The organism is Microbacterium halophytorum (assembly GCF_002970975.1).
GTDB classification, from domain to species: domain Bacteria; phylum Actinomycetota; class Actinomycetes; order Actinomycetales; family Microbacteriaceae; genus Microbacterium; species Microbacterium halophytorum.
The window spans coordinates 300,463-322,299 of record NZ_KZ672983.1; the positions used below are offsets into that span (position 1 = coordinate 300,463).

Genomic DNA, 21,837 nt, shown 5'->3' on the forward strand with positions numbered 1-21,837 from the left:
ACGAAGCGCTCGGTCCGCCCTCGTCACCCGAGCCGGAGCGCCTCGGCGATCTGCTCGAGCGAGCCGATCGGGTCGTCTCCGAGCGCCTGGAACGACAGGTGGTCGGCGCCCGCGTCGAGGTGCGCCTGGGCCCCGAGCACGGCGGCCGCGGCGGTCGGGTTCGCCGCGACGCGGTCGATCAGGGCATCCGAACCGCCGGAGGCGATGTCGTCCGGATCGACGCCGAAGCGCACGAGGGCGTTGGTGTAGTTCTGCAGGCCGAAGTACTTCTTCAGGTAGTTCCGCGCGATCTCGCGCGCCTTGCCCTGGTCGGCGTCGAGCGATACCTTCAGCTCTGGCGCGAGCAGCGCATCGCCGAGGATCGGGCGGGCGTGGGCCGTGTGCTCCGGGACCGTCAGGTACGGGTGCGCGCCAAGGGTCGCCTCGGCCGAGAACGCGAGCGTCCTGTCCCCCAGCGCGGCGAGGAGCATCTGGTCCTGACGGAGCCCCTCGGCGGCGAGCACCGCAACGTACTCGCGCAGGGCTGTCAGCGGACGCACCCGCTCCGGGGTCGCCTCGCGGTGGCCGGAGCCGATGCCGAGCACGAAGCGGCCGGGGTGGCGCTCCTCGATGCGGCGGAACGACGCCGCAACGTCGACGGCGGCATCCTTCCAGATATTCACGATGCCGGTCGCGACGGTGATGTGCTCGGTCGCGTCGAGCGCCCGCTCGACCGGCGCGAGCTCCGCGGACGGCGATCCGCCGACCCAGAGCGCGCCGTAGCCGAGGCGCTCGACCGCTTGCGCGAACCGTTCGTCGATCCCGCTCTCCCAGCGCCACGCGCCGTACGTCCCGAAGTCCTGCTTCGTCACCACTTGCTGCTCCCTCGCGTCGTTCTCTCGGCCAGTGCGCGCATCCGGCACGCACTCGTTGGTGGCAACCGAACGGACGCGCGGTTATTCCGTGCCCGCCGCGACGCGTGGCCGAGTGCGAGCGGCTCGGCGGCGGGGGTGACCGCGCTCCCCCTCGCCGACGCGTTCCCCGCGCAACCTTCGCGGGTCAGGACGGGGCCGGCCGCGAGCCTGATCGCGCCGCGACCGCATGCTCAGTCGTCGTCATCGTCATCGTCATCGTCATCGTCGTCATCGCCGCCGTTGTCGTCAGCGTCATCGTCGTCGTCATCATCGTCCTCGTCGACGTCGACCGGTGGCGGCGGCGTCACGCTCTCGACGTCGGACCCGCCGGAGCCCGACCCCGATCCCCCGGATGACCCGCCATCGCTCGGGGCCGATCCGCCCGTGTCGTTCGCCGGCGGCGCTTCCGGCTCGTGACGGACCTCGGGCTCCCCCTTCGGCTCCGGCGATCTCTCCGGCTCCGCCGTCTTCTTCGGCTCCGGGCTCGGCTTCGGTTCTTCCGTCGGTTCGTCGCTCGGGGTCGGACCGCCCGTGCTCGTCGGCGCGATCGCCGGGGCCTCGCGGATGACCCCCGACTCGCGATCGCCGCCCATGGCCGCGGAGATCCCGACCACGCCGATGGCGACGGCCGCGACGCTCGCCGCGGCTCCGACCCAGATCATCACCTGTTCGCGCTTCATGCCAGCGCCCTCCGTTCCCGGGCGGGCATCCCCACCCGACCTGATTCGCGTTCGGCCAGTCGCACCAGCCGTTCGAGGTCGTCGTGCGCCGCGCGCCGGGAGCCGGGTCGCAGCAGGTGCACGCAGTCGATGCGGAACCGCGCGGCGAGGCGCCACGCGGACAGCCGCCTCTGGCTCACGTCGAGCGCGGCGGCGGCCGCCTCGACGGAGGCGAGGGCCACGCGGGCCCGATCGGGCGCCCAGGTGCCGAGCCGCACCGCCAACCCGATGTGCGCGGCGAGGTTGCCGAGGTCGAGCGCCGGGTCCGCCCTGGCGCACGTATCGAGGTCGATCAGGCCGACCCCGCCCTCCGGGCTCCACAGAAGCTGCTTGTCGTGCAGGTCGCGGTGCGCGAGGGCCCCCGGCGCGCCGGCGACGGCCGCCAGCTCGTCGGCGACGGCGCCCGCGGCGCTCCGCATCCGGTCGCTCCGGCCCACCAGAGCGTCTGCCCTGCCTGCCCACTCGAGCAGCACCCCCGCCTCGTCCTCCGTGCTGTGCGCGGGCAGGCCCGACGCGTCGGCCGAACCCACGGCGGTCGACCAGGCGCGCTCCCACCCCCGCCACGCGGCCGCCCACTGCGCGACGCCACCGGATGCTCCGAGCTCGGCGAACGTCGTGCCGCCCAGCGGCGAGAAGCAGACGACGTCGCGCGCGGCGAACCCGTGCGGCACGATCCGGGGCACGCGCATCGCGCCGGCGAAGAGCTCGGCGCTGGCGTGGGCTTGCGCGACTCCGCCCGCGCGCCCCGGGCGCACGACCTTCGCGAACGCGCCCCCGTCGTCCAGGCGCACGACGGCGCGCTTACCCGGCCGGTGCGAGATGACGCGGCCCGCGCGGGCGACGGCGGCGAGCGCCGGGAGCCGCGGGTCGGCGCCGGCGGGCAGCAGCCGGGCGCCGCCGGCCGCGCTCCAGTACCCGCCTCGCGCCTCGCGGTCGCGCCGCGCTTCGATCGGCGTCTCCGCGCCGACCTCGGCGGGCCACGCCCTCGCGATCGCCCATTCGCGCCCCTCGACCTCGACCGCTGCCGGCACCTCCTCGCTCATCCGGCGTCCTCCTCCGCGCGCGCCAGCTCGCCCTCGACGCGGGCGGGCCAATCGGCGGGCGCCGTGCGGAACGGCTCGATCGCCCGCTGCAGGATCGCGAGCGCGCGGTGGTTGCGCATTGCCGCCTCGTCGACGCGGCCTCCGGCGGCCCGGTAGCCGTCGAGCAGCGACGGTTCTCCGCCGCAGGCCAGGAAGGATCCGAGGTCGCTCTCGGGCGCGGCGATCTGCGCGCGATCGAGGTCGATGATCCGGATGCCGGAGCCGTCCGACAGCACCTGGTCGGCCGTGAAGTCGCCGTGGCAGAACGCGCGGCGCCGGCCGAACGGCCCGCGCGCGATGCGGTCCGCCACCCGCCGGGCGCGGCCCGCCAGCTCGGGCAGCACCGCCGCGATGGCCTGCCCCGCGGCGCCCGCCTCGCGGGCGGGGTCGGCGACGGGCAGGGCCGGCGGCGACACGAGGTGGATCCCGGCCAGGGCCTCGCCCGCCCTGGCGGCCGACTCGGGCGAGGCGTCGAGATCGGCACCCCACCAGGGCGTCGACGACACCCCGTCGCCCAGCCGGACGGGCGCGAGGACCGGCAGCCCCGCGGCCGCGAGCGCCGACGCCGCCGCCATCGGCGCCTCCTCCGCGGCGAACTTCACGGCGGAGGCGCCGTCGCGCACGACGAGCCTCCGCAGCGGGTTGTACCGGACGATGCGCGCACCCGCGAGCGTCGCCGCCCGATCGCCGTAGTGGCTCATCACGCGCCGCACCAGGAGCCGGTCGGCGTACGCGGGGCCGGAGAGCACGCGCGCGGTCGGGGCGAACGTCACGGCACCGGCCCGCCGCGCCCGGTCGGCGCTCTTGACGAGCTTGTCGGGGTCGGCGTAGGAGGCGATCCAGTACCGGTCGCCCGCCGCATCTCGCACGGCGGCGAGGATCGCCGCGCCCGGCTTGTACCGGAGCCGCTCGATCTCGAGGCGCCGGCCGAATGCGTCCGCCCGGGCGTCGTCGTCGAGGACGACGGCGAGCTCCGGCAGCGAGGGGTCGCGCTCGATCAGCGCGGCGACGGCGTCGCCGGCGGTCATCGTGGACGGGTTCATGCGGCCCTCCCGAACGTCGTCGACGCGGCGCGCATCCACCTGGCGAGCCGGGAGTCGTGGCGGGCGAGCAGTTCGGCCGGGTCACCGTCCTCCACGATCGCGCCGCCCTCGAGCCACACGATCCGGTCGGCCGTGCGGATCGCGGCGGGGTCGTGCGTGATCGAGATCGTCGTGCGGCCCTGGGTCAGCGACGCGATCGACGCCGCGACCGCCGCCTTCGAGGCGGGGTCGAGGCCGGTCGTGGCCTCGTCGAGCACGACGATCGGGGCATCCCTCAGCAGCGCCCGCGCGATCGCGATGCGCTGGCGCTGGCCGCCCGAGAGGGTCTGCCCGCGGTCGCCGAGCTCCGTGTCGTAGCCGTCGGGCAGCCCGACGATGAACGCGTGGGCCTGCGCGCGGCGGGCGGCCTGCTCCACCTCGGCGTCGGTCGCGTCGAGGCGTCCGAGCCGGATGTTCTCCCGTACCGTGGTCGCGAACAGCACGCTCTCCTGGTGCACGACGGACACCCTGGCGCGCACGCTCTCGAGCGTCGCGCGCCGCACGTCCCATCCGTCGATCGCGACGGTGCCGCCGGCGGGGTCCGCCGCCCGGGTGATCAGGCCCGCGAGGGTCGACTTCCCGGCGCCAGAGGGGCCGAGAACGCACACCGACGTGCCTGCCTCCACCTGCAACGACAGGCCGCGGAACAGCTCGGCGCCGCGGCCGTCGTCCATCCGGATGTCGCGCAGCTCGACCGCCCCCGGCCCGCCCGGGAGCGAGAGGGCGCCGGGTCGATCCGCGACCTCGGTCTCCTCGTCGAGCAGGTCGGCGACGCGTTCGCCGGATGCGCAGGCCTTCGCGATGCGCCCCGTGTGCTTGGCGAGGTCCTTGAGCGGCCGCAGTGCGAGCTTCAGGTAGCTCGTGAAGATCACGAGGTCGCCCGGCGTCAGCGCACCCTCGATCACCCGCCATCCGCCGAACACGAGCACGAAGGCGAGGGCGAGGCCGACGATGACGTCGGTGCTGCGCTCGAGGCCGGCCGCGAGACGCCGTGCCTTCACGCCCTCGCCGAGCGCGCGCTCGTTGCCCCGTTCGAAAGCCTGGCCGCGCTGGCGCTCCAGCCCGAAGGCCTGCACCACCCGGATCGCCCCGAACGTCTCCGCGGCCGTGTTCGCGAGGTCGCCCTCGCTGCGGCGCGTGCGCCGGGCGGCGGCCGTGATCTTCTTCGCGCCCGTGCGCGAGAGCAGCGCATAGAGGACGGCGGCCACGAGGACGACGACTGCGAGGAGCGGATCGAGGAACGCCATCACGACGGCGAGCACCACGAGCGTGACGATGTTGCCGATCAGCGGGAGCCCCGCCGTGACCGCGACCTCCTGGAGCCTGCCGACGTCGCCGACGAGCCTCTGCACGTTGTCCCCGTGCGCGGCGGTCGAGTGGTAGCGGAGGGTGAGGGACTGCAGGTGCGCGAACAGCCGCGAGCGGATGCGGGTGGCGATGCGCGAGCCGGCGAGCGCGAACGCGACGGTCGCGAGGTATTGGGAGCAGGCCCGCAGACCGACGATGCCGATCAGCAGGAGACCGCACGCGAGCAGCAGCGGGACGGTGGCGGGCGGGCCGCCCGCCGCCGCGCCCGACGTCGCGCCGAGGCTCACCGTCACGGCGTCGACGACGAACTTCAGCGGCCACGGCTCCGCAACGCGGAGCGCGACCTCGATGAACATCGCGAGGAGGCCGCCGCTCAGCAGCAGCCGCTCACCGCGCAGGTGGGGCCGCAGCAGGCCGAGGGTCCGTCGCAGCGGCCCCGGCCGCTTGTCGGTCTCGGGCGTCATGCCGGCACCTCCTGCGCCTGCAGGGCGTCGAGGATGGTCGCGAGCGTGCGGTCCCAGTCGTGGTGCCGGACGGCGCGCTCGCGCGCCGCCGCGCCGAGGCCGCTCGCGACCATCCGGTCGTCGCGCAGCGCCGCGAGCGTGCGACGGAGCGCGACGGCATCGCCGGGCGGAACGAGGAGCCCCGTGCGGCCGTGATCGATGATCGACGGGATCTGTCCGGCGTCGGATGCGGCGATCGCCAGCCCCGCCGCCATGTACTCGTAGACCTTCAGCGGCGAGAAGTACGTCTCGGCGCGCTCGGGGTACGGCGCGACGCCCGCGTGCGCCGAGGCCAGCACGCCCGGCACCTGCCCGTGCGGAACCGCACCGAGCCAGGTCACGGGCGCGCCCCTGGCCGCGGCCAGCTCTTCGAGCCGCGAGCGCTCAGGGCCGTCGCCGACGACGACGAGCTCGGTGCCGTCGAGACCCGCGACCGCCTCGATCGCGACCTCGACGCCGTGCCATGGCTTCAGCGAGCCGACGAAGGCGACGCGCAGCGGGCCGTCGCCGTGCGAGGCAGGGGAGAACGCCCGGGTGTCGACGCCGTTCGGCACCACGCGGGCATGCGGCGCGCCGAACCGGCCCGCCCACTCCGCGACGGGTTCGGAGACGCAGGCGACGACATCCGCTCGGGACAGGAGATCGCGCGTGACGGCCTCCGACTCCGCGGCGTGCACGAGGGATCGGTGGGTGCGCTGCTCGTCGATGAGGGGCGCGTTGACCTCGACGACGGCCGGCGCGCCGACGCGCGCGGCGGCGTCGGAGAACAGCGCGTAGCGCTCGTAGACGAGGTCGCAGCCGTCGGCATCAGCCCGCTCGGCGAGCCGGGCGGCGGCCGCCGCGACGAGCAGCTCGCGCTGGCCCGGATCGGCGCGGGGCACGCGGTCCTCGACGACGCGGGCGCCGCCGAGCAGCGCCTCGTCCCCATCGCCGCGCCGGGTGCAGTAGACGGTCACGTCGGCGCCCCTGCGCCGGAGCGCGCGCACGATCTGCTGCACGTGGATGGATGCGCCCTTCGTCCCGAGGACGGGGATGCCGGGGTCGGCGCAGATATAGGCGACGCGCATCATGCCGTCCTCCTCTCCGCCGGTGCGTGCGGCATCAGCGCATCGTGGCGCCGTGCGAGCAGGCGCGCGTCGTGGCGCTCCTCGATGAGGCGGCGCGCGCTGTCCGCGAGGGCGGCGACGTCGACGTCGCCCCGCGCGATGCGCCCGAGTGCGTCGACGAGCGCCGAGGTGTCCCCCGGCGGGCAGAGGAGGCCGGTCTCGCCGTCGATGACGACCTCGGGGATGCCCGTGACGGCCGTCGAGACGCACGGGACGCCCGTCGCCATCGCCTCCAGGAGCACGGTGGGGAGCCCGTCGGCGTTCCCGTCCGCTCCGACGACGCAGGGGGCGGCGAACACGTCCGCACTGCGCAGCAATTCGCCCACCTCGGCCTGCGAGATCGGGCCGGGCATGTCGACGACGTCGGTGAGGCCGAGCCGGATGACCCTGTCGCGCAGTTCGGCCTCGAGCTCGCCCCCGCCCGCGAGCGTCAGGCGCACGGGGACGCCGCCGTCGCGCAGCGCGGCGACGGCGTCGAGCAGCACTCCGAAGCCCTTCTTCTCGACGAGGCGCCCCACGGCGACGACGTGCAGCTCCCCGCGCACCGGCTCGGGCCTGCGATAGGCGAAGCGGTCGATCTCGATCGCGTTCGGAACGAGGTGGATGCGGCCGGCCGCGCGCGGCGAGAGCGACTGCAGCACGCGCACGTTGTACTCGCTGACGGTCGCGACGTAGGAGGCGCCCGTGATGAGGCGGCGCAGCGCCGCCGGGTCGACCGACTCGTGGAAGATGTCCTTCGCGTGGGCCGTGAACGAGTAGGGAATGCCCGTGATCAGGCTCGCGAGCCGGGCGACGGTCGCTGCGGCGTTCGCGAAGTGGGCATGCAGGTGTCCGAGCCCCACGGCCGTGGCCTCCGCGGCGAGCGCCACCGCCTGCACGGCGTCGTCCGCGTCGGCGTCGAGCAGTTCGGGCAGCGCGCGGGCGATGCCGTCGGCGAGGTCGGGGTCGCCGGCCGCGTCGCGCAGGATCTCCCAGAGCCCGGCGGAGCGCGTCGGGCGGGGCAGGTAGCGCACGGGTGCGGCGACGCGCGCCAGTTCCGGATGGAAGCGGGGGTCCTGCGGCGGGCGCAGCGAGAACACCGTGATGTCGGCTCCCTCGGCCTCGCGGGCGAGCAGCTCCGTGACGACGAACGTCTCCGAGAACCGCGGGTACACCTTGGCGACGTATCCGATGCGTTCAGACAGCAACGCGCTCACCTCCCGCAGCGGCGCCGGCGGCGACGCCCAGCAGGTCAGCCGCGAGCTGCGGCACGCGCGCGAGGCCGTCGAGCGCGAGAGACTCCCGCTCGACGCGCGTTCCCACGCTGCGGCCGAACCAGGCGCCGATCGTGTCCGCGTCGATCCGCCACGGCAGCAGCGTCTCGACCGCTCCGACGCGCTCGAGCGCGGCGGCGCGGATGCGCTGTTCGGCGCGGCGCTGCATCCGGGGCGCGACGAGGGCGGGCGTCGCCGTGCTGAGCACCTCGCAGATCGTGTTGTACCCGCCCATGCATACGACGGCAGCCGCCCGCTGCATCAGGGGCAAGGCATCCGGCACCCTGCGCACGACCGTCGTGCCCTCGCGCGCGGCGCCCTGCACCGCACGGCGGTCGGCGGCCGCCATCTGCGGCCCCGTGATCACGAGGTGCCGGTAGCCGCGCGGCACCTCGGCGCCCGCGGCGGCAACCGCCAGCTCCGCGCCGTCCGACCCGCCGCCCACCGTCGTGAGCACGAACGGTTCCTCGATGTCGTGGGCCGCGCCCGCCACGCGGCCGTCCGCGAGGAGCCCCGTGTGCGAGACGAGGTCGCTGACGCCGGCCGGAAGCTCGCCGTCGGCCGCGAGGTCGTGCACGTTCGGGTCGCCGTATACCCAGATCGCGTCGAAGAACTCGCGCATCGCGGCCGGCCCTCCGATCGCGCGCCACTCCCGTGCGGTCGCCCCCGGCGCATCGAGCACGTCGCGCAGCCCCAGCACGACCCGGCACTCCGGGTGTTCGGCGCGGAGGGTGCGCAGGGCGCGTTCGAGCTCTCCCCCCACGCCGAGCGGGTGCCTGTCGATCACGACGAGGTCGGGCCGGAAGGCCCGCACCGCCGATCGGAACGCACCGCCGCGCACGGCGGCCGCCGCGTCGACGTCGATGTCGAGCGCGCGGGAGGCGTAGCCGTCGTCGGCGTGGGCCATGCCCGGCAGGATCAGCCAGTCCCAACCGCGCGGCACGGCGAACCGCGTCGCTTCCGGCCGCCCCGCCACCAGCATGCCCGTCACGTCCCCCAGGCCCGTGGTCAGTGCGTGCGCCAGTGCGAGATTGCGCCGGATGTGGCCGAGCCCGACCGCGTCGTGCGAATACATGACGATCCGAATGCTCATGAACGCCCCTCTCTCTCCCGACAGCGCGGTGCCGCACCGTCGATGGGTTCCACACTCGCGGACCTCCGCGAGACCGCGATGAACCCTTCATGAGAGGCCTCTCACACTTCGCGGGGCCGCCGGCATCAGGCCGTTCCGACCGTACGGCGGTCGGCCGTGCGGCGGCGTTCCTGACCGAGCTGCGCACGTGAGAGAAGGCTCATCAACGTCTGCGCCGCGCCTCATCTCCGGTCGCCAGCATGATCCTCCAAGCCCACCGCTTCGTCTCATGGTGCCGCCCCGTTCGGGGATCGGGCCCGGAACGGTGGGGAATCTCGACGAGACAGGAGTTCATCGTGCGTATTTCCGTGATCGGCTGCGGCTACCTCGGTACCGTTCATGCCGCGGCGATGGCGTCGCTCGGACACGATGTCGTCGGCATCGACGTCGACCGGCGCAAGATCGCCGAACTGGCCGAGGGCCGCGCCCCGTTCTACGAGGCCGACCTGCCCCGCCTCCTCGACGAGGAGACGCGCTCCGGGCGCCTCCGGTTCACGACAGACTTCGCGGCCGCGACTGGTGCCGCCGTGCACTTCATCTGCGTCGGAACCCCGCAGCGGGCCGGCGACGATGCCGCCGACATGGCGTTCGTGAACGCCGCCGTCGACGCGCTCGTGCCGCACCTGTCGCCGGGCGACGTCGTCGCCGGGAAGTCCACGGTTCCGGTCGGGACGGTCGCGGCCCTGCGCGAACGGATCGACGCGACGGGCGCGACCCTCGTCTGGAACCCCGAGTTCCTCCGCGAGGGGCGTGCGGTGCAGGACACGGTCGCACCCGACCGACTCGTCGTCGGCATTCCGGACGGCGCCGATGGCGAGCGCGCCGGCGATCGCCTGCGCGAGGTGTACGCGCAGGCGAGAGCCCGCGGGGGGCCCGTACGCGGGACCCCCGGGGCGACCACCGAACTCGTCAAGATCGCGGCGAACGCGTTCCTGGCCACCAAGATCTCGTTCATCAACGCCATGTCGGAGATCGCGGAGGTCGCCGGGGCCGACGTGGCGGAGCTCGCCGACGCCATCGGCTGCGACCCGCGCATCGGGCGCAGCTTCCTCAACGCGGGGATCGGCTTCGGCGGCGGCTGCCTGCCCAAGGACATCCGGGCCTTCGCGGCGCGGGCTGAGGAGCTCGGGACGGGGCACTCGACCCGGTTCCTCCGAGAGGTGGACGCGATCAACCTGCGCCGCAGGGATCACACGGCCGACCTCGTCGCCGACGCGCTGGGCGACGTCGCCGGCCGCCGGGTCACGGTGCTCGGCGCCGCGTTCAAGCCGAACAGCGACGACGTGCGCGATTCGCCGGCGCTCGACATCGCCGCACGCCTCCGCTCGCTCGGGGCGCTCGTGACGGTCACCGACCCCGAGGCCATCGGGAACGCGCGCCGGGTCCACCCCGAGCTGAGCTACGAGCCGCACCTGGAGACAGCGCTGCTCGGAGCGCACGCCGTGCTCGTCGCCACCGAATGGGAGCAGTACCGTCACCTCGACCCGGAACGCGCGCGGGAGCTCGCCTCGGGTCGGGTCATCGTCGACGGCCGCAACTGTCTCGACGCCGACGCCTGGTACGCGGCCGGCTGGGACTGCATCCGGATGGGCCGTCCGGCGCTGCGGCACCCAGCCGAGGAGCGGGTGCTGGTCGGGGCGGGGACGCTCTGAAGCGTTGCGAGCGCGCGCCCGCTCCGACGACCACGACCTACGCCGCGCTCACCACAGCGCGGGCTCGGGGCGGTGCGCGAACGCCTCGGCGACCAGTGCCTGCGGCACCGCCGCCAACGACTTGGGCGACCACACCGGCGAGAGGTCCTTGTCGATCAGCTGGGCCCTGATGCCCTCGACCATGTCCGGCTGCGTCTCGACGAACCACATCACGAGGCCGTACTCCTGCTCGAGCGCCGCGCGCAGCGTCGGCTGCTCGCGGGCGCGCCGGATGGCCTCCAGAGTCACCTTGAGCGCGAGCGGTGCGCGCGCCTGCAGCGCCTCAACCGCCGCCTCCGGGCCGGGGCCACCGATCGCGCGGAGTCGGCCGATGATCGCCTCGACCGTGGGCGCCGCGAACGCGTCGTCGATCCACGCACGGTCTTCCGCGAGCCGCGATGGGTACGGGGTCTCGTCGAAGAGCAGCACGAGCTCGGCCGGCGTCTGGGGGTCGGCGCGCGTCTCGAAGGCGTGCACCACATCCGGGACGTTGGCCGACGGCACGAGGTAGTCGGCCAGGCCGCAGTAGATCGCGTCGTGCGCGCCCATGATGTCGCTCGTCAGGGCGAAGTACTCGCCGAGCCTGCCCGGCGTGCGCGCGAGCAACCACGAGCCGCCGACATCCGGTGTGAAGCCGATGCGGGTCTCGGGCATCGCCAATCGAGAGGTCTCGGTCACGATGCGGGTTCCGGCGTGCGCCGCGATGCCGATGCCGCCGCCCATCGTCACGCCGTGCATGACCGAGATGATCGGCTTCTGGTACTCGCCGATCAGTGCGTTCATGGCGTACTCCTCGCGGAAGTACCGCCCCACCGACGCCGTGTCGCCCGACGTGATCAGGCGGTGGAGCGCCCGCACGTCGCCGCCGGCGCTCAGCCCCCGCTGCCCTTCACCCGTGAGCAGCACGAGTTCGACGTCCGGGTCGCGCCGCCACGCCTCGAGGGCCTCGCGCACCCGCACGATCATGCCCTCGCTGAGGGCGTTGATCGCCTCCTCGCGGTCGAGCACGACGCGGCCGAGGCCGTGCTTGGAAGAGGTGCGCACGTCGTCAGCGGGAGCCGTCATGCCTTCACGTTAGCCGCCCGCAGACCCGACGCGCCCCGAAGTTTCGCCGGTCGGTTCCTGTTTTCCGGGGGTTCTCCGCCAAGATAGAAGTGGTTCGATCTGTGAAGGAGGCCGCATGACCGACGGCAAGGTGCTCGAGTTCTCGGGCGTGACGAAGGTCTTCGGCGACGTATCGGCTGTCTCCGACCTGAATGCGCACATCGAGCCCGGCGTCGTGACGGCCGTTCTCGGCCCGAACGGCGCGGGCAAGACGACATCCCTGCGCATCCTGCTCGGCGCGGTGAAGCCGACATCCGGCACCGCCACGATCGGCGGGTCGACGTACAAGAACCTCTCGCACCCGGCCCGCACCGTCGGCGCCGTGCTCGAGACGCCGGAGTTCCGGCCGCGACGCACCGCGACGCGCCAGCTCACCTCGGTCGCGAAGTCGAACGGCATCGCGCCTGCTCGGGTGCGCGAGGTGCTCGACCTGGTGGGTCTCACCGACGTCGCCGACATGCGCATCGGCAGCTATTCGCTCGGCATGCGCCAGCGCCTGTCGATCGCGCAGGCGCTGCTGGGCGACCCCGGCGTGCTGGTGTTCGACGAACCGGTCAACGGCATGGACCCCGAGGGCATCCGGTGGATGCGCCTCCTGATGCGCGGCCTCGCCGACGAGGGGCGCACGGTGCTCGTGTCGTCGCACCTGCTCAGCGAGGTTCAGCAGATCGCCGACCGCATCCTGATCATCTCCAACGGCAGGATCGTCTTCTCGGGCGGCATCGAGGAGCTCGCCGACGTCAACCCGATCGTGGTCGTCGACTCCTCCGACCGCGAGAAGCTCTCGCGCGTGCTGCGCGACGGCGGCTACGAGTTCGAGGTGCTGCGCAGCGGTATCAATGTGCGCGACGCGCTCGCTCGCGAGGTCGGCGAGGCAGCCGCCGCGGCCGGCCTGCCGCTGTCGGTGCTGCACCAGCGCGGCGCGAGCCTCGAGGACGTCTTCCTCGACCTGGTGAACGGCCGCCCCACGCGCCAGACCGCCGCCCTCTCGGGCGGAGACGCCGCCGCGGCCGCTGTTTCCGCGGGCGCAGCCGGCATCGCCGCGACGGGCGACACGAACGAGACTCCGGATGACGCTGAGGCGGACGGCACCGAGACCCCGGATGCCGCGGCAGTCGCCACCGGCGCGGGCGTCGCGGCCACCGCCGCCGGTGCCGCGGGCGTTGCGGCCGCCGCCGGGGCGGACACCGACGACGCGGAGGCGGACGAGGCGCCCGCCGGGAGCGGCGACGACGAGGGCGCTGACGACGACGAGGGCGAAGCGTCGGACGCCGATGGCGGGGCCGAGGACGACGCCGCGGCGGACGACGAGGCCGCGGACGCGACCTCCTCCGACGCCGAAACGCACGAAGACGGAACCACGGTCGACGGCGCGGACGACGCCGAGGACGACGCCGAGGCTGGCGAGCCGGGCGACGAGGGTGACGCCGAGGCGAGCGACAACGCCGAGACGAGCGACGCGGGCGACAGCGAGCCGAGCGACAACGCCGCGGACGAAACCGACTCCGAGCCGGGCGACGAGACCGGCGAAGCGGCGAACGCGGTTCCCGCCTCGATCGGCGCGGCCGTCGCCGCAGGCGCCGCTGCGGCGACGTCTGACGACGAGGCGAGCGAGGCCGCCGATGCGGGGGATGACGCGGCGAGCGACGGCTCCGAGACCGATGCGGCCCGGAGCGAGTCGGAGGAAGCCGAGGGCGAGGTCGCCGAAGCCGCGTCGGAGGACGCGGCCGGCGAAGCGTCGGACGGCACGGATTCGGCTGGACAGGACGACGCCTCGGGCGAGTCCGACTCGGCATCCGATGGCGGCGCCGAAGGAGCCGGCGGCCAAGCGGCCGAGCGGGAGGACACCGACGACGAGGAGACGCGCGAGGCTTCCGACGACGCGTCCAGGGCCGGCGACGACACCCTGGGTGGCGGCTCCGCCCCGGCGACCGAGCAGGCGGAGGACGACGCCGCGAGCACCCCGGCCGAAGCGAGCACGGACGACGCCGCTGGAGACGGCGAGCCCGATGGTCGCGACGGCGGCGCTCCGCTCGACGACGACGCACCCGAGCAGACCCCCGCCGCCGCGGGTTCCGCGTTCGGCCCGGCGGCGACGTCCGCCGAATCGGCGGCCGATTCGCGGCCGCTCCCCGGCCTGTCGGCCCTCCACGACATCCTGAACGACCCCGACGGGGCGGGCGCGAAGTCGATCCCGAAGTTCCCGATCGCCGAGGCCCCCGAGCGCGACGGTGCCCCTGGCGCCGCGGCCGACACCGACGGCGAGGGGAGCCCCTGGTCGGCCGGCCCGAGCTTCGCCGAGCGCGCGAGCGCGGGCGCGCGGGGCGACGCCGAACCTGACCGGGATGCGGACGGCGTCGAAGAAGGCGTCGAACCCCGTTCGCTGACGGCCGAGGACCTGGCCAACGCCGACATCATCTCGCTCGGAGACGGTGCCGACGAGGCGCAGCATGACGACGCACCTTCCGCCGCGGAGGACGGCGCGGACGAACCGGGCCACGACGACAGCGAATCCGATTCCGCGTCGTTCGACGAGTTCGTCGCGGAGTTCGAGCAGGACGACGACACCGACGACGACACGTCGAACCCGACGCGCTGATGGGCTCATCGGCGAACCCGCTGCTGCCGGCGGCCTACGACATCGCGTGGGCCCTGCTGCTCCTGGCCATCGCCGCGCTCACCGTCACGACGGTGGTGTCGATGGTGCGCACCCGCGAGCTCACCGGCTTCGCGTTCCTCGTGGGGTTCGTGATCGTGCTCGCGCTCCCGGTGCTCGGCCCGATCGCGTGGTTCGGGCACGGCCGCGGAGCAGTCCGCAGCGGTTCACGCACGCGCTGACCTGACCGAGGCACGGCGCCGGGTGCGGTGCGCCTCCGGTCCTCAGTCTTCGACGAGGTCGATGACGTCGGTCTGCGTGCCGACCTCCTCGACCTGGAGCGCCTCGACGAGGGCCTTCGCGTGCGGGGTCGACAGCACGATGCGCTGGAACTCGTGGTCGCGCAGCGTGATCACGACGCCGTCGTGCCCGCGCCCGCGCAGGAGCACGAAGTCTCGGCCCGCTGTACGCACCCACGTGCCCGCGGCCAGCCGGCGCCCGATGTGCGTGCCCGGCTTGCGAACGCCCTGCAGCCACGTCCACGGGTCGTCGGTGAGGAGCACCCGCCGGATGTCGGCGCGCGGCACCCGCACGCTCTCCTTGCGGAAGGCGAGGGCGCGCTCGACGGCGGCCAGCTCGATCACGAGCTGCGCCTGGTCGATCAGCAGCCTCACCACGCTCCCCATCCTGGCATGCCGTCGCCGCGAACCGGCGACCCCGGCGCGCGTGCCCCGCTCCCGGCACCCGGGCTGCGGGACAGAGCCCTCCCCGAGGCGCTCCCCTGAGCGCCCGGCCGTCCTCGAGTCAGTCCGCGACGTGCCGCTCGTCCGGGCCGTTGTAGGCCGACAGGGGGCGGATGAGGGCGTTGGCCGCCTGCTGCTCCATGATGTGGGCGGTCCATCCGGTCACGCGCGCCGCGACGAACAGAGGCGTGAACGTCACGGTGTCGAAGCCCATCAGGCTATAGGCCGGGCCGGACGGATAGTCGAGGTTCGGGTAGATGCCCTTGCGCCCCACGAACTCGCTCTCGAGTGCGTCGTAGAGCGCCGCGACATCCGGGCGGTCGTAGTGCTCGACGAGGGTGTCGAGCGCGGCCTTCATCGTCGGCACTCGCGAGTCGCCGTGCTTGTAGACGCGGTGGCCGAAGCCCATGATCTTGCGCTTCTCCGCAAGGGCCTGGTCGAGCCACGGCACGACGTTCGAGGCGTCACCGATCTCGTCGAAGATGTGCAGGACAGCCTCGTTGGCGCCGCCGTGCAGCGGGCCCTTGAGCGCGCCGACGGCGCCGACGACGGCCGAGTACAGATCGCTCATCGTCGACGTGATGACGCGCGCCGTGAAGGTCGAGGCGTTGAACGAGTGCTCGGCGTAGAGGATCATCGAGCGGTTGAACGCGTCGACGACCGCGGGGTGGGCCTCGTCGCCGAACGTCATCCAGAGGAAGTTCGCCGAATAGTCGAGGTCGTCGCGAGGGGCCACGAGCTCCTCGCCGCGGCGGCGGCGCTGCCCGTACGCGACGATCGCGGGCAGCGCCGCGAACAGGCGGACGCTGCGGGCGAGGTTCTCCTCGGGGGTCCCCGACGCGTCGAGCACCGAGCCGCCGCCCGCCGTGTCGGCGGCGCCGACCGCGCTGAGCGCCGTGCGGATCTCGTCCATCGGGTGCGCCTCGACCGGCAGGACGTCGATGACGGCCTTGACCTCGGGCGCGAGCGCGCGGTGCCGGCGCTCCTCGGCGCGCAGCCGGGCGAGCTCGTCGGCGGTCGGCAGCTCGCCGTTCCACAGCAAGTGGGCGACGGCCTCGAACGGCTGCGTCGCGGCGAGCTCCTGCACGGGGTAGCCGCGGTAGAGCAGGCTGTTCGTCTCGGGGTTGACCTTGCTGACGGCCGTGTGATCGACGACGACGCCGGCGAGCCCCTTCTTGATGTCCTCGGTCATGCTCACTCCTTCGTGATCTGGAAGTTAAAGATTCCGGAATCGAATCGGTTGTACGACTCGTAGTCGACGAGGTCGTAGAGGTCGGCGCGGTGCTGCATGGCGCCGAGCTGACTCGTGAGGCTGCCCTCGTCGACGAGCGCGTCGAGCGCCCGCTCGGCCGCGCCCATCGCCATCCGGAGCAGCGAGACGGGCCAGATGATCATCCGGATGCCCGCCTCGCGCAGTTCATCGACCGTGAACAGGTCGCTCTTGCCGAACTCGGTCATGTTCGCCAGCACCGGCACGTCGACGGCGTCGGCCACGGCGCGGAACTCGTCGAGGCTCCTCATCGCCTCGGGGAAGATCGCGTCGGCGCCCGCCTCGACGAGCTTCCGGATGCGACCGATCGCGGCGTCGAGGCCCTCGACGGCCCGGATATCGGTGCGCGCCATGATCAGGAAGTTCTCGTCTCGGCGCGCATCGCGCGCCGCCCGAATGCGTTTCAGCGCCGTCTCCTCGTCGACGACCTCCTTGCCGTCGAGGTGGCCGCACCGCTTCGGGTTGACCTGGTCCTCGATGTGGCAGCCGGCGAGGCCCGCATCCTCCAGCGTCTGGACGGTGCGGGCGACGTTCATCGTCTCGCCGAAGCCGGTGTCGGCGTCGACGATCGCCGGCAGGTCCGTCATCCGGGCGATCTGTGCGGCGCGGCCCGCGACCTCCGTGAGCGTCGTGAGGCCGATGTCGGGCAGGCCGAGGTCGGCCGAGAGCACGGCGCCCGAGATGTAGACGCCCTCGAAGCCCTTGCGCTCGATCATCCGGGCCGAGAGCGGGTTGAAGGCGCCGGGGAAGCGCAGCAGCTCGCCCGAGGCGAGCGCCTCGCGGAACTTCTGGCGCTTGATGTGGGGCGGGGTGGTCGCGTTCAGCATCAGTGGCCCCTTTCCTTTCGCGATTCTCCCGGACACAACGCAGTCGATCCGCGTCGAACCGTGTCTGCAGCCCGCGGAACTCCGCTGTAGGCCGCCCACAGGCCTGCAGGATTGACTGCGTTGTGTTGCGACATCGCGCGCCGCGTGCCCATCAGAAGAGTCCTTTCGGGCTCGGGGCGGCGTCGACCACGCCGGGGTTCGCGAGGATCGTCAGCTCGCCGACCTCCTCGGCCGTCAGCTCGGGCAGACGGGCGGCGAGCGCGAGGAAGCGCTCGACCTCATCCGGCGCGAGCACGGGTTCGGCGAGCAGCCGGAACTTGTTCTCGTAGTCGGCCCTGGCGAACGGGCGCGCCCCGAGGGGGTGCGCGTCGGCGACCGCGATCTCGGCGGTCACGGTCGTGCCATCGGTCAGCGTGATCTCGGCGCGGCCGCCGAAGGCCTTCTCATCCGGGTCCTCCGAGTGGTATCGGCGCGTCCACTCGTCGTCGAGGGCCGTGGTGACCTTGTGCCACAGCGCGACGGTGTCGGCGCGGCCCGCCCGCTCGGGGGCGTACGAGTCGACGTGGTGCCAGCCGCCGTCTTGCAGCGCGACCGTGAAGATGTACGGGATCGAGTGGTCGAGCGTCTCGCGCGACGCCGTCGGGTCGTACTTCTGCGGGTCGCCCGAGCCGGAACCGATCACGACGTGCGTGTGGTGCGAGGTGTGCAGCACGATGCCCGCGACGTTCGCCGGGTCGCGCAGCTCGGGGCGCTCGGTGCCGAGGCGGCGAGCGAGGTCGATCCAGGCCTGCGCCTGGTACTCGGCCGAGTGCTCCTTCGTGTACGAGTCGAGGATCGCCCGCTTCGGCTCCCCCGCCGCAGGCAGCGGCACCTCGTACGCCGCATCCGGGCCGTCGAGCAGCCACGCGATCACGCCGTCCTCGCCCTCGTAGATCGGCGAGGGCGAGGTCTGCCCTCGCATCGCCCGGTCGACGGCCTCGACGGCCATCTTCCCCGCGAACGCAGGGGCGTGCGCCTTCCAGGTCGAGATCTCGCCCTTGCGCGACTGGCGCGTGGCGGTCGTCGTGTGCAGCGCCTGGCCCACGGCCTGGAAGACCGTCTCGGCGTCGAGGCCCAGCATCGTGCCGATGCCCGCCGCCGCCGACGGGCCCAGGTGCGCGACGTGGTCGATCTTGTGCTTGTGCAGGCTGATCGCCCGCACGAGGTCCATCTGGATCTCGTAACCCGTCGCGATGCCGCGCACGAGGGCGCGGCCGTCGCAGCCGGCGTGCTGCGCCACGGCCAGGATCGGCGGGATGTTGTCGCCCGGATGCGAGTACTCGGCCGCGAGGAACGTGTCGTGGTAGTCGAGCTCACGCACCGCGACGCCGTTCGCCCAGGCGGCCCACTCGGGGCTCGTGCGCCGCTCCGCGGGCAGGCCGAAGATCGTCGAGCCCGCGCCGCCCGTCGAGACGGGGTGCGACAGCGCCTGCGCCCGCGCAGAGCAGATCGGCGCGCGCGTCAGCGACGCCGCCGCGACCGCTGCGTTGTCGATGACGCGGTTGACGATCATCTCGGTGACCGCCTCATCGACTTCGACCGGGTCGACCGCGACCTCCGCGATCTTCCAGGCCAGCTGGTCGCGGCGCGGCAGGTCTTCCTCTGAGCGGTAGGTGCGGACGGAATGCAAGACGGTCATCGTCATCCTTCGTTCTCGAGGTTCTCGTGAAAGCTCGCGAGCGCGACTTCCGGGTGCACGTGGGTCCGTGCGCCCGGCGCTGCACGATCTCCCGCGCTCGTGCGCACCATCGTCTCACGACGACGACCGTCGGAGACGGGCGGGGTCGTGAGACGCGACGCCCGCCCCCGCGCCCGGTGCGAGACTGGAACGGTGCCCCAGCTCGAGAAGACTGCACCGGCCGTCACCGACGCGCTGCGGCGCGCGGAGGCGCGCGAGCGCCTCACGGCCGGCGACGCCGAGGCCCTCCTGGCGGCCCGCGGCGACGAGCTCGAACGCGTGCTCGACCTCGCCTCCCGCACGCGCGACGAGGGACTGCTCACGGCCGGCCGACCAGGAATCATCACCTACTCGCGCAAGGTGTTCATCCCCCTCACGACGCTCTGTCGCGACCGATGCCACTACTGCGTCTTCGTCGACACCCCCGGCCAGCTGCTGAAGAAGCACAAGCCGGCGTTCATGTCGCCGCAGCAGGTGCTGCAGGTCGCCCGCCGCGGGGCCGCGATGGGCTGCAAGGAGGCGCTGCTGACGCTCGGCGACCGCCCGGAGGACCGCTGGCCGGAGGCCCGCGCCTGGCTCGACGCGCACGGCTTCGCGTCGACGCTCGAATACGTCGGCGCGATGGCCCGGATGATCACGGCCGAGACCGGCCTGCTCGCACACCTGAACCCCGGCGTGATGCGGCCCGACGAGCTCGAGGCGCTCCGCCCCACGGCCCCGTCGATGGGCGTCATGCTCGAGACCACGTCGCGGCACGTCTACGAGACGCCGGGCGAGGTGCACTACGGTTCGCCCGACAAGGACCCGGATGTGCGGCTGAAGCTGATCGACGACGCCGGCCGGGCGAAGATCCCGTTCACGACGGGCATCCTCGTCGGCATCGGCGAGGCCGAGAGGGATCGCGCCGAGTCGCTCGTCGCGCTCCGCGACGCCGCCGAGCGGCACGGGCACATCCAAGAAGTCATCGTGCAGAACTTCCGCGCGAAGCCGCGCACGGCGGCGCAACAGGCGCCCGACGCCCAACTGCTCGAGTACGTCGCCGCCGTCGCCGTCGCGCGGCTCGTGCTCGGGCCGACGATGCGGGTGCAGGTTCCGCCGAACCTGCAGGACCTCACGGAGCTCGGCCTCCTCGTGCGCGCCGGCGTCGACGACTGGGGCGGCGTCTCGCCGCTGACCGCCGACCACGTCAACCCCGAGCGGCCGTGGCCGCACCTCGACGACCTCGCGCGCCTGACCGCGGAGCTCGGCTTCACGCTCCGGGAGCGCCTCACGGCGCATCCGGAGTACGTGCGCGACGACGCATGGATCGCACCGGAGATGCGCGGGCCGCTGCTCGCGCTCGCCGAGCCGGAGACGTTCCTGGCCGTCGAGGGCGCCGTGCCCGTGGGTGCGAGCCCGGCGCCGCGCGGGGCGGAGAACCTGGGCGGCGCGACCCGACAGGGAGCGCCTCGTGCGGGTTCCGGTGCGAGCACTGGGACCGAGGGCCCCGAACACCGGCGTCGCGTGGCAGCGCAGAACGCGGACGTCGGCGAAGAGCGAGCCGCTGAAGGTACGACAGAGCGCGACGGTGGGCGCGAAGCGAGCACCGCCCTGCGTGCAGGCGACGGAAGCCCCAGCACTGCTCCCGCCGATGTGCCGCCCCTCGTCTCGAGCGGTTCGACGGGCCTCATCGCCGCCGTCATCGACCGCGCCGCGCAGGACCCCGGCTCCCTCGACGACGCCGAGTGGGCGACGCTGCTGACCGCGACGGGCGACGATCTCGAGGCCATGGTGCGCACGGCCGACGACGTGCGGCGCTACACCGTCGGCGAGGCGATCGGCATCTCGGCGAACCGCAACATCGCCTCGACGGCGTTCCGGTCATCCGGGGCGGGTCCGGCGACCCTGCGGGCCGGAGGCATGAGCGCGGCCGGGGAAGCGTACGGGGTCGCCGAGCTCGCCGACGCCGCGCGCGACGCCTGGGATCTCGGGCTCGGCGAGATCTGCGTGCAGGGCCTCGTGCATCCGGATGAGCCCGCCGAGGCCTACCTCGACATCGCGCGCACGATCGTGCATGCCGCCCCCGGAATACACCTGCACGCGTACCGCCCGCAGGACGTCCGCGACCTCGCCGGTCGCTCTGGCCTCGACGTCGACGGCGCGCTGGCGGCGATGCGCGGGGCGGGCGTCGCTTCCGTGCCGGGCACGGGCGTCAAGGTGCTGTCGGAGCGGGTGCGGCGGCTCGTCGCGCCCGACGACCTGCCCGTGGACGCATGGGTCGAGACGATCTCTGCGGCGCACGCGGCGGGCTTCCGCTCGACGTCGGTGATGTTCTACGGCCACGCCGAGTCGGCCGCGGAGCGCGTCGCCCACCTGCGCGAGCTCATCCGGATCCAGCGCACCACCGGCGGATTCACCGAGTTCGTGCCGATCGCCCTGCCGGGGGCCTCGGGCGGGGTGCCGCTCGTCGCCGACAGGGCGCCGCTCGACGAGCACCGCGCCATGGTCGCGGTGTCGCGCCTGATGCTGTCAGAGGACATCCCCCACATCCAGGTGCCGTGGCCGCGGCACGACGCCGCGACGACGGCCGAGCTGCTCGCGAGCGGCGGGGACGACCTCGGCGGAACGCTCCTCGACGGGCGCCTGCTGCCCGCGTCGGGTATCGAGGCCGGCGCGGAGCTTCCGCTCGACGCCGCGCGCCGCGTCGCGGGCCGCCTGTTCCGCCCGCTCCGCCTGCGCACGACCACCTACGGGGAACCGAGCGCCGAGCGCCGAGCGGCCGCCGAGGCGGGCGCGCGCGGCAGCGGTGCTGCAGCGACGAGGGCCGCATGA

17 protein-coding genes are annotated in these 21,837 nt (G+C 73.5%); 4 read left to right on the plus strand and 13 right to left on the minus strand.

All coding sequences use genetic code 11. The annotated features are described in order from the left end of the window. Positions 1–23: 23 nt before the first annotated feature. The 8 genes from C0010_RS04230 to C0010_RS04265 all read right to left on the minus strand — a co-directional run bounded on the left by C0010_RS04230 (position 24) and on the right by C0010_RS04265 (position 9,039). Positions 24–851, minus strand: a complete 828-nt coding sequence (locus C0010_RS04230) for a TIGR03620 family F420-dependent LLM class oxidoreductase (protein ID WP_105565926.1) — start codon at positions 849–851, stop codon at positions 24–26. Positions 852–1,084: 233 nt separating this feature from the next. Further along, the gene (locus C0010_RS14880) at positions 1,085–1,573 is read right to left on the minus strand and encodes a hypothetical protein (protein ID WP_158685288.1); all 489 of its coding nucleotides are present in this window, start codon (positions 1,571–1,573) and stop codon (positions 1,085–1,087) included. Then, a complete protein-coding gene (locus tag C0010_RS04240) occupies positions 1,570–2,655 on the minus strand; it encodes a phosphotransferase (protein ID WP_105565815.1) in 1,086 nt (361 codons plus the stop codon). Before C0010_RS04240 ends, C0010_RS14880 begins: the two co-directional genes overlap by 4 nt. Then, a complete protein-coding gene (locus C0010_RS04245; protein ID WP_158685290.1) occupies positions 2,652–3,737 on the minus strand; it encodes a phosphotransferase family protein in 1,086 nt (361 codons plus the stop codon). Before C0010_RS04245 ends, C0010_RS04240 begins: the two co-directional genes overlap by 4 nt. Beyond that, positions 3,734–5,548: an ABC transporter ATP-binding protein gene (locus tag C0010_RS04250; protein ID WP_105565817.1), complete on the minus strand. Its 1,815-nt coding sequence runs from the start codon at positions 5,546–5,548 to the stop codon at positions 3,734–3,736. Before C0010_RS04250 ends, C0010_RS04245 begins: the two co-directional genes overlap by 4 nt. Further along, positions 5,545–6,657, minus strand: coding sequence for a glycosyltransferase family 4 protein (locus C0010_RS04255; RefSeq protein WP_232531713.1), 1,113 nt, complete (start codon positions 6,655–6,657; stop codon positions 5,545–5,547). Before C0010_RS04255 ends, C0010_RS04250 begins: the two co-directional genes overlap by 4 nt. Beyond that, the gene (locus C0010_RS04260) at positions 6,654–7,880 is read right to left on the minus strand and encodes a glycosyltransferase (protein ID WP_105565927.1); all 1,227 of its coding nucleotides are present in this window, start codon (positions 7,878–7,880) and stop codon (positions 6,654–6,656) included. Before C0010_RS04260 ends, C0010_RS04255 begins: the two co-directional genes overlap by 4 nt. Further along, positions 7,870–9,039, minus strand: a complete 1,170-nt coding sequence (locus tag C0010_RS04265) for a glycosyltransferase family protein (protein WP_105565818.1) — start codon at positions 9,037–9,039, stop codon at positions 7,870–7,872. The genes C0010_RS04260 and C0010_RS04265 overlap by 11 nt, the downstream gene beginning before the upstream one ends. A gap of 335 nt (positions 9,040–9,374) precedes the next feature. Between C0010_RS04265 and C0010_RS04270 the strand changes: the two genes are divergently transcribed. Continuing rightward, positions 9,375–10,730 (plus strand): UDP-glucose dehydrogenase family protein, encoded by a 1,356-nt coding sequence (locus tag C0010_RS04270; protein ID WP_105565819.1) that lies wholly within the window; start codon positions 9,375–9,377, stop codon positions 10,728–10,730. A 48-nt stretch (positions 10,731–10,778) separates the two neighbouring features. Here C0010_RS04270 and C0010_RS04275 read toward each other — a convergent pair whose 3' ends face one another. Further along, positions 10,779–11,834, minus strand: coding sequence for an enoyl-CoA hydratase/isomerase family protein (locus C0010_RS04275; protein ID WP_105565820.1), 1,056 nt, complete (start codon positions 11,832–11,834; stop codon positions 10,779–10,781). A gap of 115 nt (positions 11,835–11,949) precedes the next feature. Between C0010_RS04275 and C0010_RS15110 the strand changes: the two genes are divergently transcribed. Together C0010_RS15110 and C0010_RS04285 are read left to right on the plus strand one after the other, a co-directional pair. After that, positions 11,950–14,472: an ATP-binding cassette domain-containing protein gene (locus C0010_RS15110; RefSeq protein WP_198410856.1), complete on the plus strand. Its 2,523-nt coding sequence runs from the start codon at positions 11,950–11,952 to the stop codon at positions 14,470–14,472. Beyond that, on the plus strand, positions 14,472–14,711 hold the full coding sequence (locus C0010_RS04285) for a hypothetical protein (protein WP_105565821.1): 240 nt from the start codon (positions 14,472–14,474) through the stop codon (positions 14,709–14,711). The genes C0010_RS15110 and C0010_RS04285 overlap by 1 nt, the downstream gene beginning before the upstream one ends. Before the next feature lie 42 nt (positions 14,712–14,753). Here C0010_RS04285 and C0010_RS04290 read toward each other — a convergent pair whose 3' ends face one another. The 4 genes from C0010_RS04290 to C0010_RS04305 all read right to left on the minus strand — a co-directional run bounded on the left by C0010_RS04290 (position 14,754) and on the right by C0010_RS04305 (position 18,987). Beyond that, positions 14,754–15,146, minus strand: a complete 393-nt coding sequence (locus tag C0010_RS04290; protein WP_105565822.1) for a hypothetical protein — start codon at positions 15,144–15,146, stop codon at positions 14,754–14,756. Between the two features lie 127 nt (positions 15,147–15,273). Next, on the minus strand, positions 15,274–16,404 hold the full coding sequence (locus C0010_RS04295) for a bifunctional 2-methylcitrate synthase/citrate synthase (protein WP_105565823.1): 1,131 nt from the start codon (positions 16,402–16,404) through the stop codon (positions 15,274–15,276). A 2-nt stretch (positions 16,405–16,406) separates the two neighbouring features. Further along, positions 16,407–17,309: a methylisocitrate lyase gene (gene prpB, locus C0010_RS04300; RefSeq protein ID WP_105565824.1), complete on the minus strand. Its 903-nt coding sequence runs from the start codon at positions 17,307–17,309 to the stop codon at positions 16,407–16,409. A 151-nt stretch (positions 17,310–17,460) separates the two neighbouring features. Then, positions 17,461–18,987, minus strand: coding sequence for an MmgE/PrpD family protein (locus C0010_RS04305; protein ID WP_105565929.1), 1,527 nt, complete (start codon positions 18,985–18,987; stop codon positions 17,461–17,463). A gap of 192 nt (positions 18,988–19,179) precedes the next feature. Here C0010_RS04305 and cofG point away from each other — a divergent pair, with 192 nt between their 5' ends. Continuing rightward, positions 19,180–21,837 carry a 7,8-didemethyl-8-hydroxy-5-deazariboflavin synthase CofG gene (gene cofG, locus C0010_RS04310; RefSeq protein WP_105565825.1) on the plus strand — a complete coding sequence of 886 codons (2,658 nt, stop codon included), beginning with the start codon at positions 19,180–19,182 and terminating at the stop codon, positions 21,835–21,837.

Excerpts from the sequence above, each read along its gene's own strand:
- C0010_RS04305 (WP_105565929.1), bottom strand. The coding sequence starts at position 18,987 with ATGACCGTCTTGCATTCCGTCCGCACCTACCGCTCAGAGGAAGACCTG.
- C0010_RS04285 (WP_105565821.1), top strand. The coding sequence starts at position 14,472 with ATGGGCTCATCGGCGAACCCGCTGCTGCCGGCGGCCTACGACATCGCG.
- C0010_RS14880 (WP_158685288.1), bottom strand. The coding sequence starts at position 1,573 with ATGAAGCGCGAACAGGTGATGATCTGGGTCGGAGCCGCGGCGAGCGTC.
- C0010_RS15110 (WP_198410856.1), top strand. The coding sequence starts at position 11,950 with ATGACCGACGGCAAGGTGCTCGAGTTCTCGGGCGTGACGAAGGTCTTC.
- C0010_RS04245 (WP_158685290.1), bottom strand. The coding sequence starts at position 3,737 with ATGAACCCGTCCACGATGACCGCCGGCGACGCCGTCGCCGCGCTGATC.
- C0010_RS04265 (WP_105565818.1), bottom strand. The coding sequence starts at position 9,039 with ATGAGCATTCGGATCGTCATGTATTCGCACGACGCGGTCGGGCTCGGC.
- prpB (WP_105565824.1), bottom strand. The coding sequence starts at position 17,309 with ATGCTGAACGCGACCACCCCGCCCCACATCAAGCGCCAGAAGTTCCGC.
- C0010_RS04250 (WP_105565817.1), bottom strand. The coding sequence starts at position 5,548 with ATGACGCCCGAGACCGACAAGCGGCCGGGGCCGCTGCGACGGACCCTC.
- C0010_RS04255 (WP_232531713.1), bottom strand. The coding sequence starts at position 6,657 with ATGATGCGCGTCGCCTATATCTGCGCCGACCCCGGCATCCCCGTCCTC.
- C0010_RS04295 (WP_105565823.1), bottom strand. The coding sequence starts at position 16,404 with ATGACCGAGGACATCAAGAAGGGGCTCGCCGGCGTCGTCGTCGATCAC.
- C0010_RS04275 (WP_105565820.1), bottom strand. The coding sequence starts at position 11,834 with ATGACGGCTCCCGCTGACGACGTGCGCACCTCTTCCAAGCACGGCCTC.
- C0010_RS04240 (WP_105565815.1), bottom strand. The coding sequence starts at position 2,655 with ATGAGCGAGGAGGTGCCGGCAGCGGTCGAGGTCGAGGGGCGCGAATGG.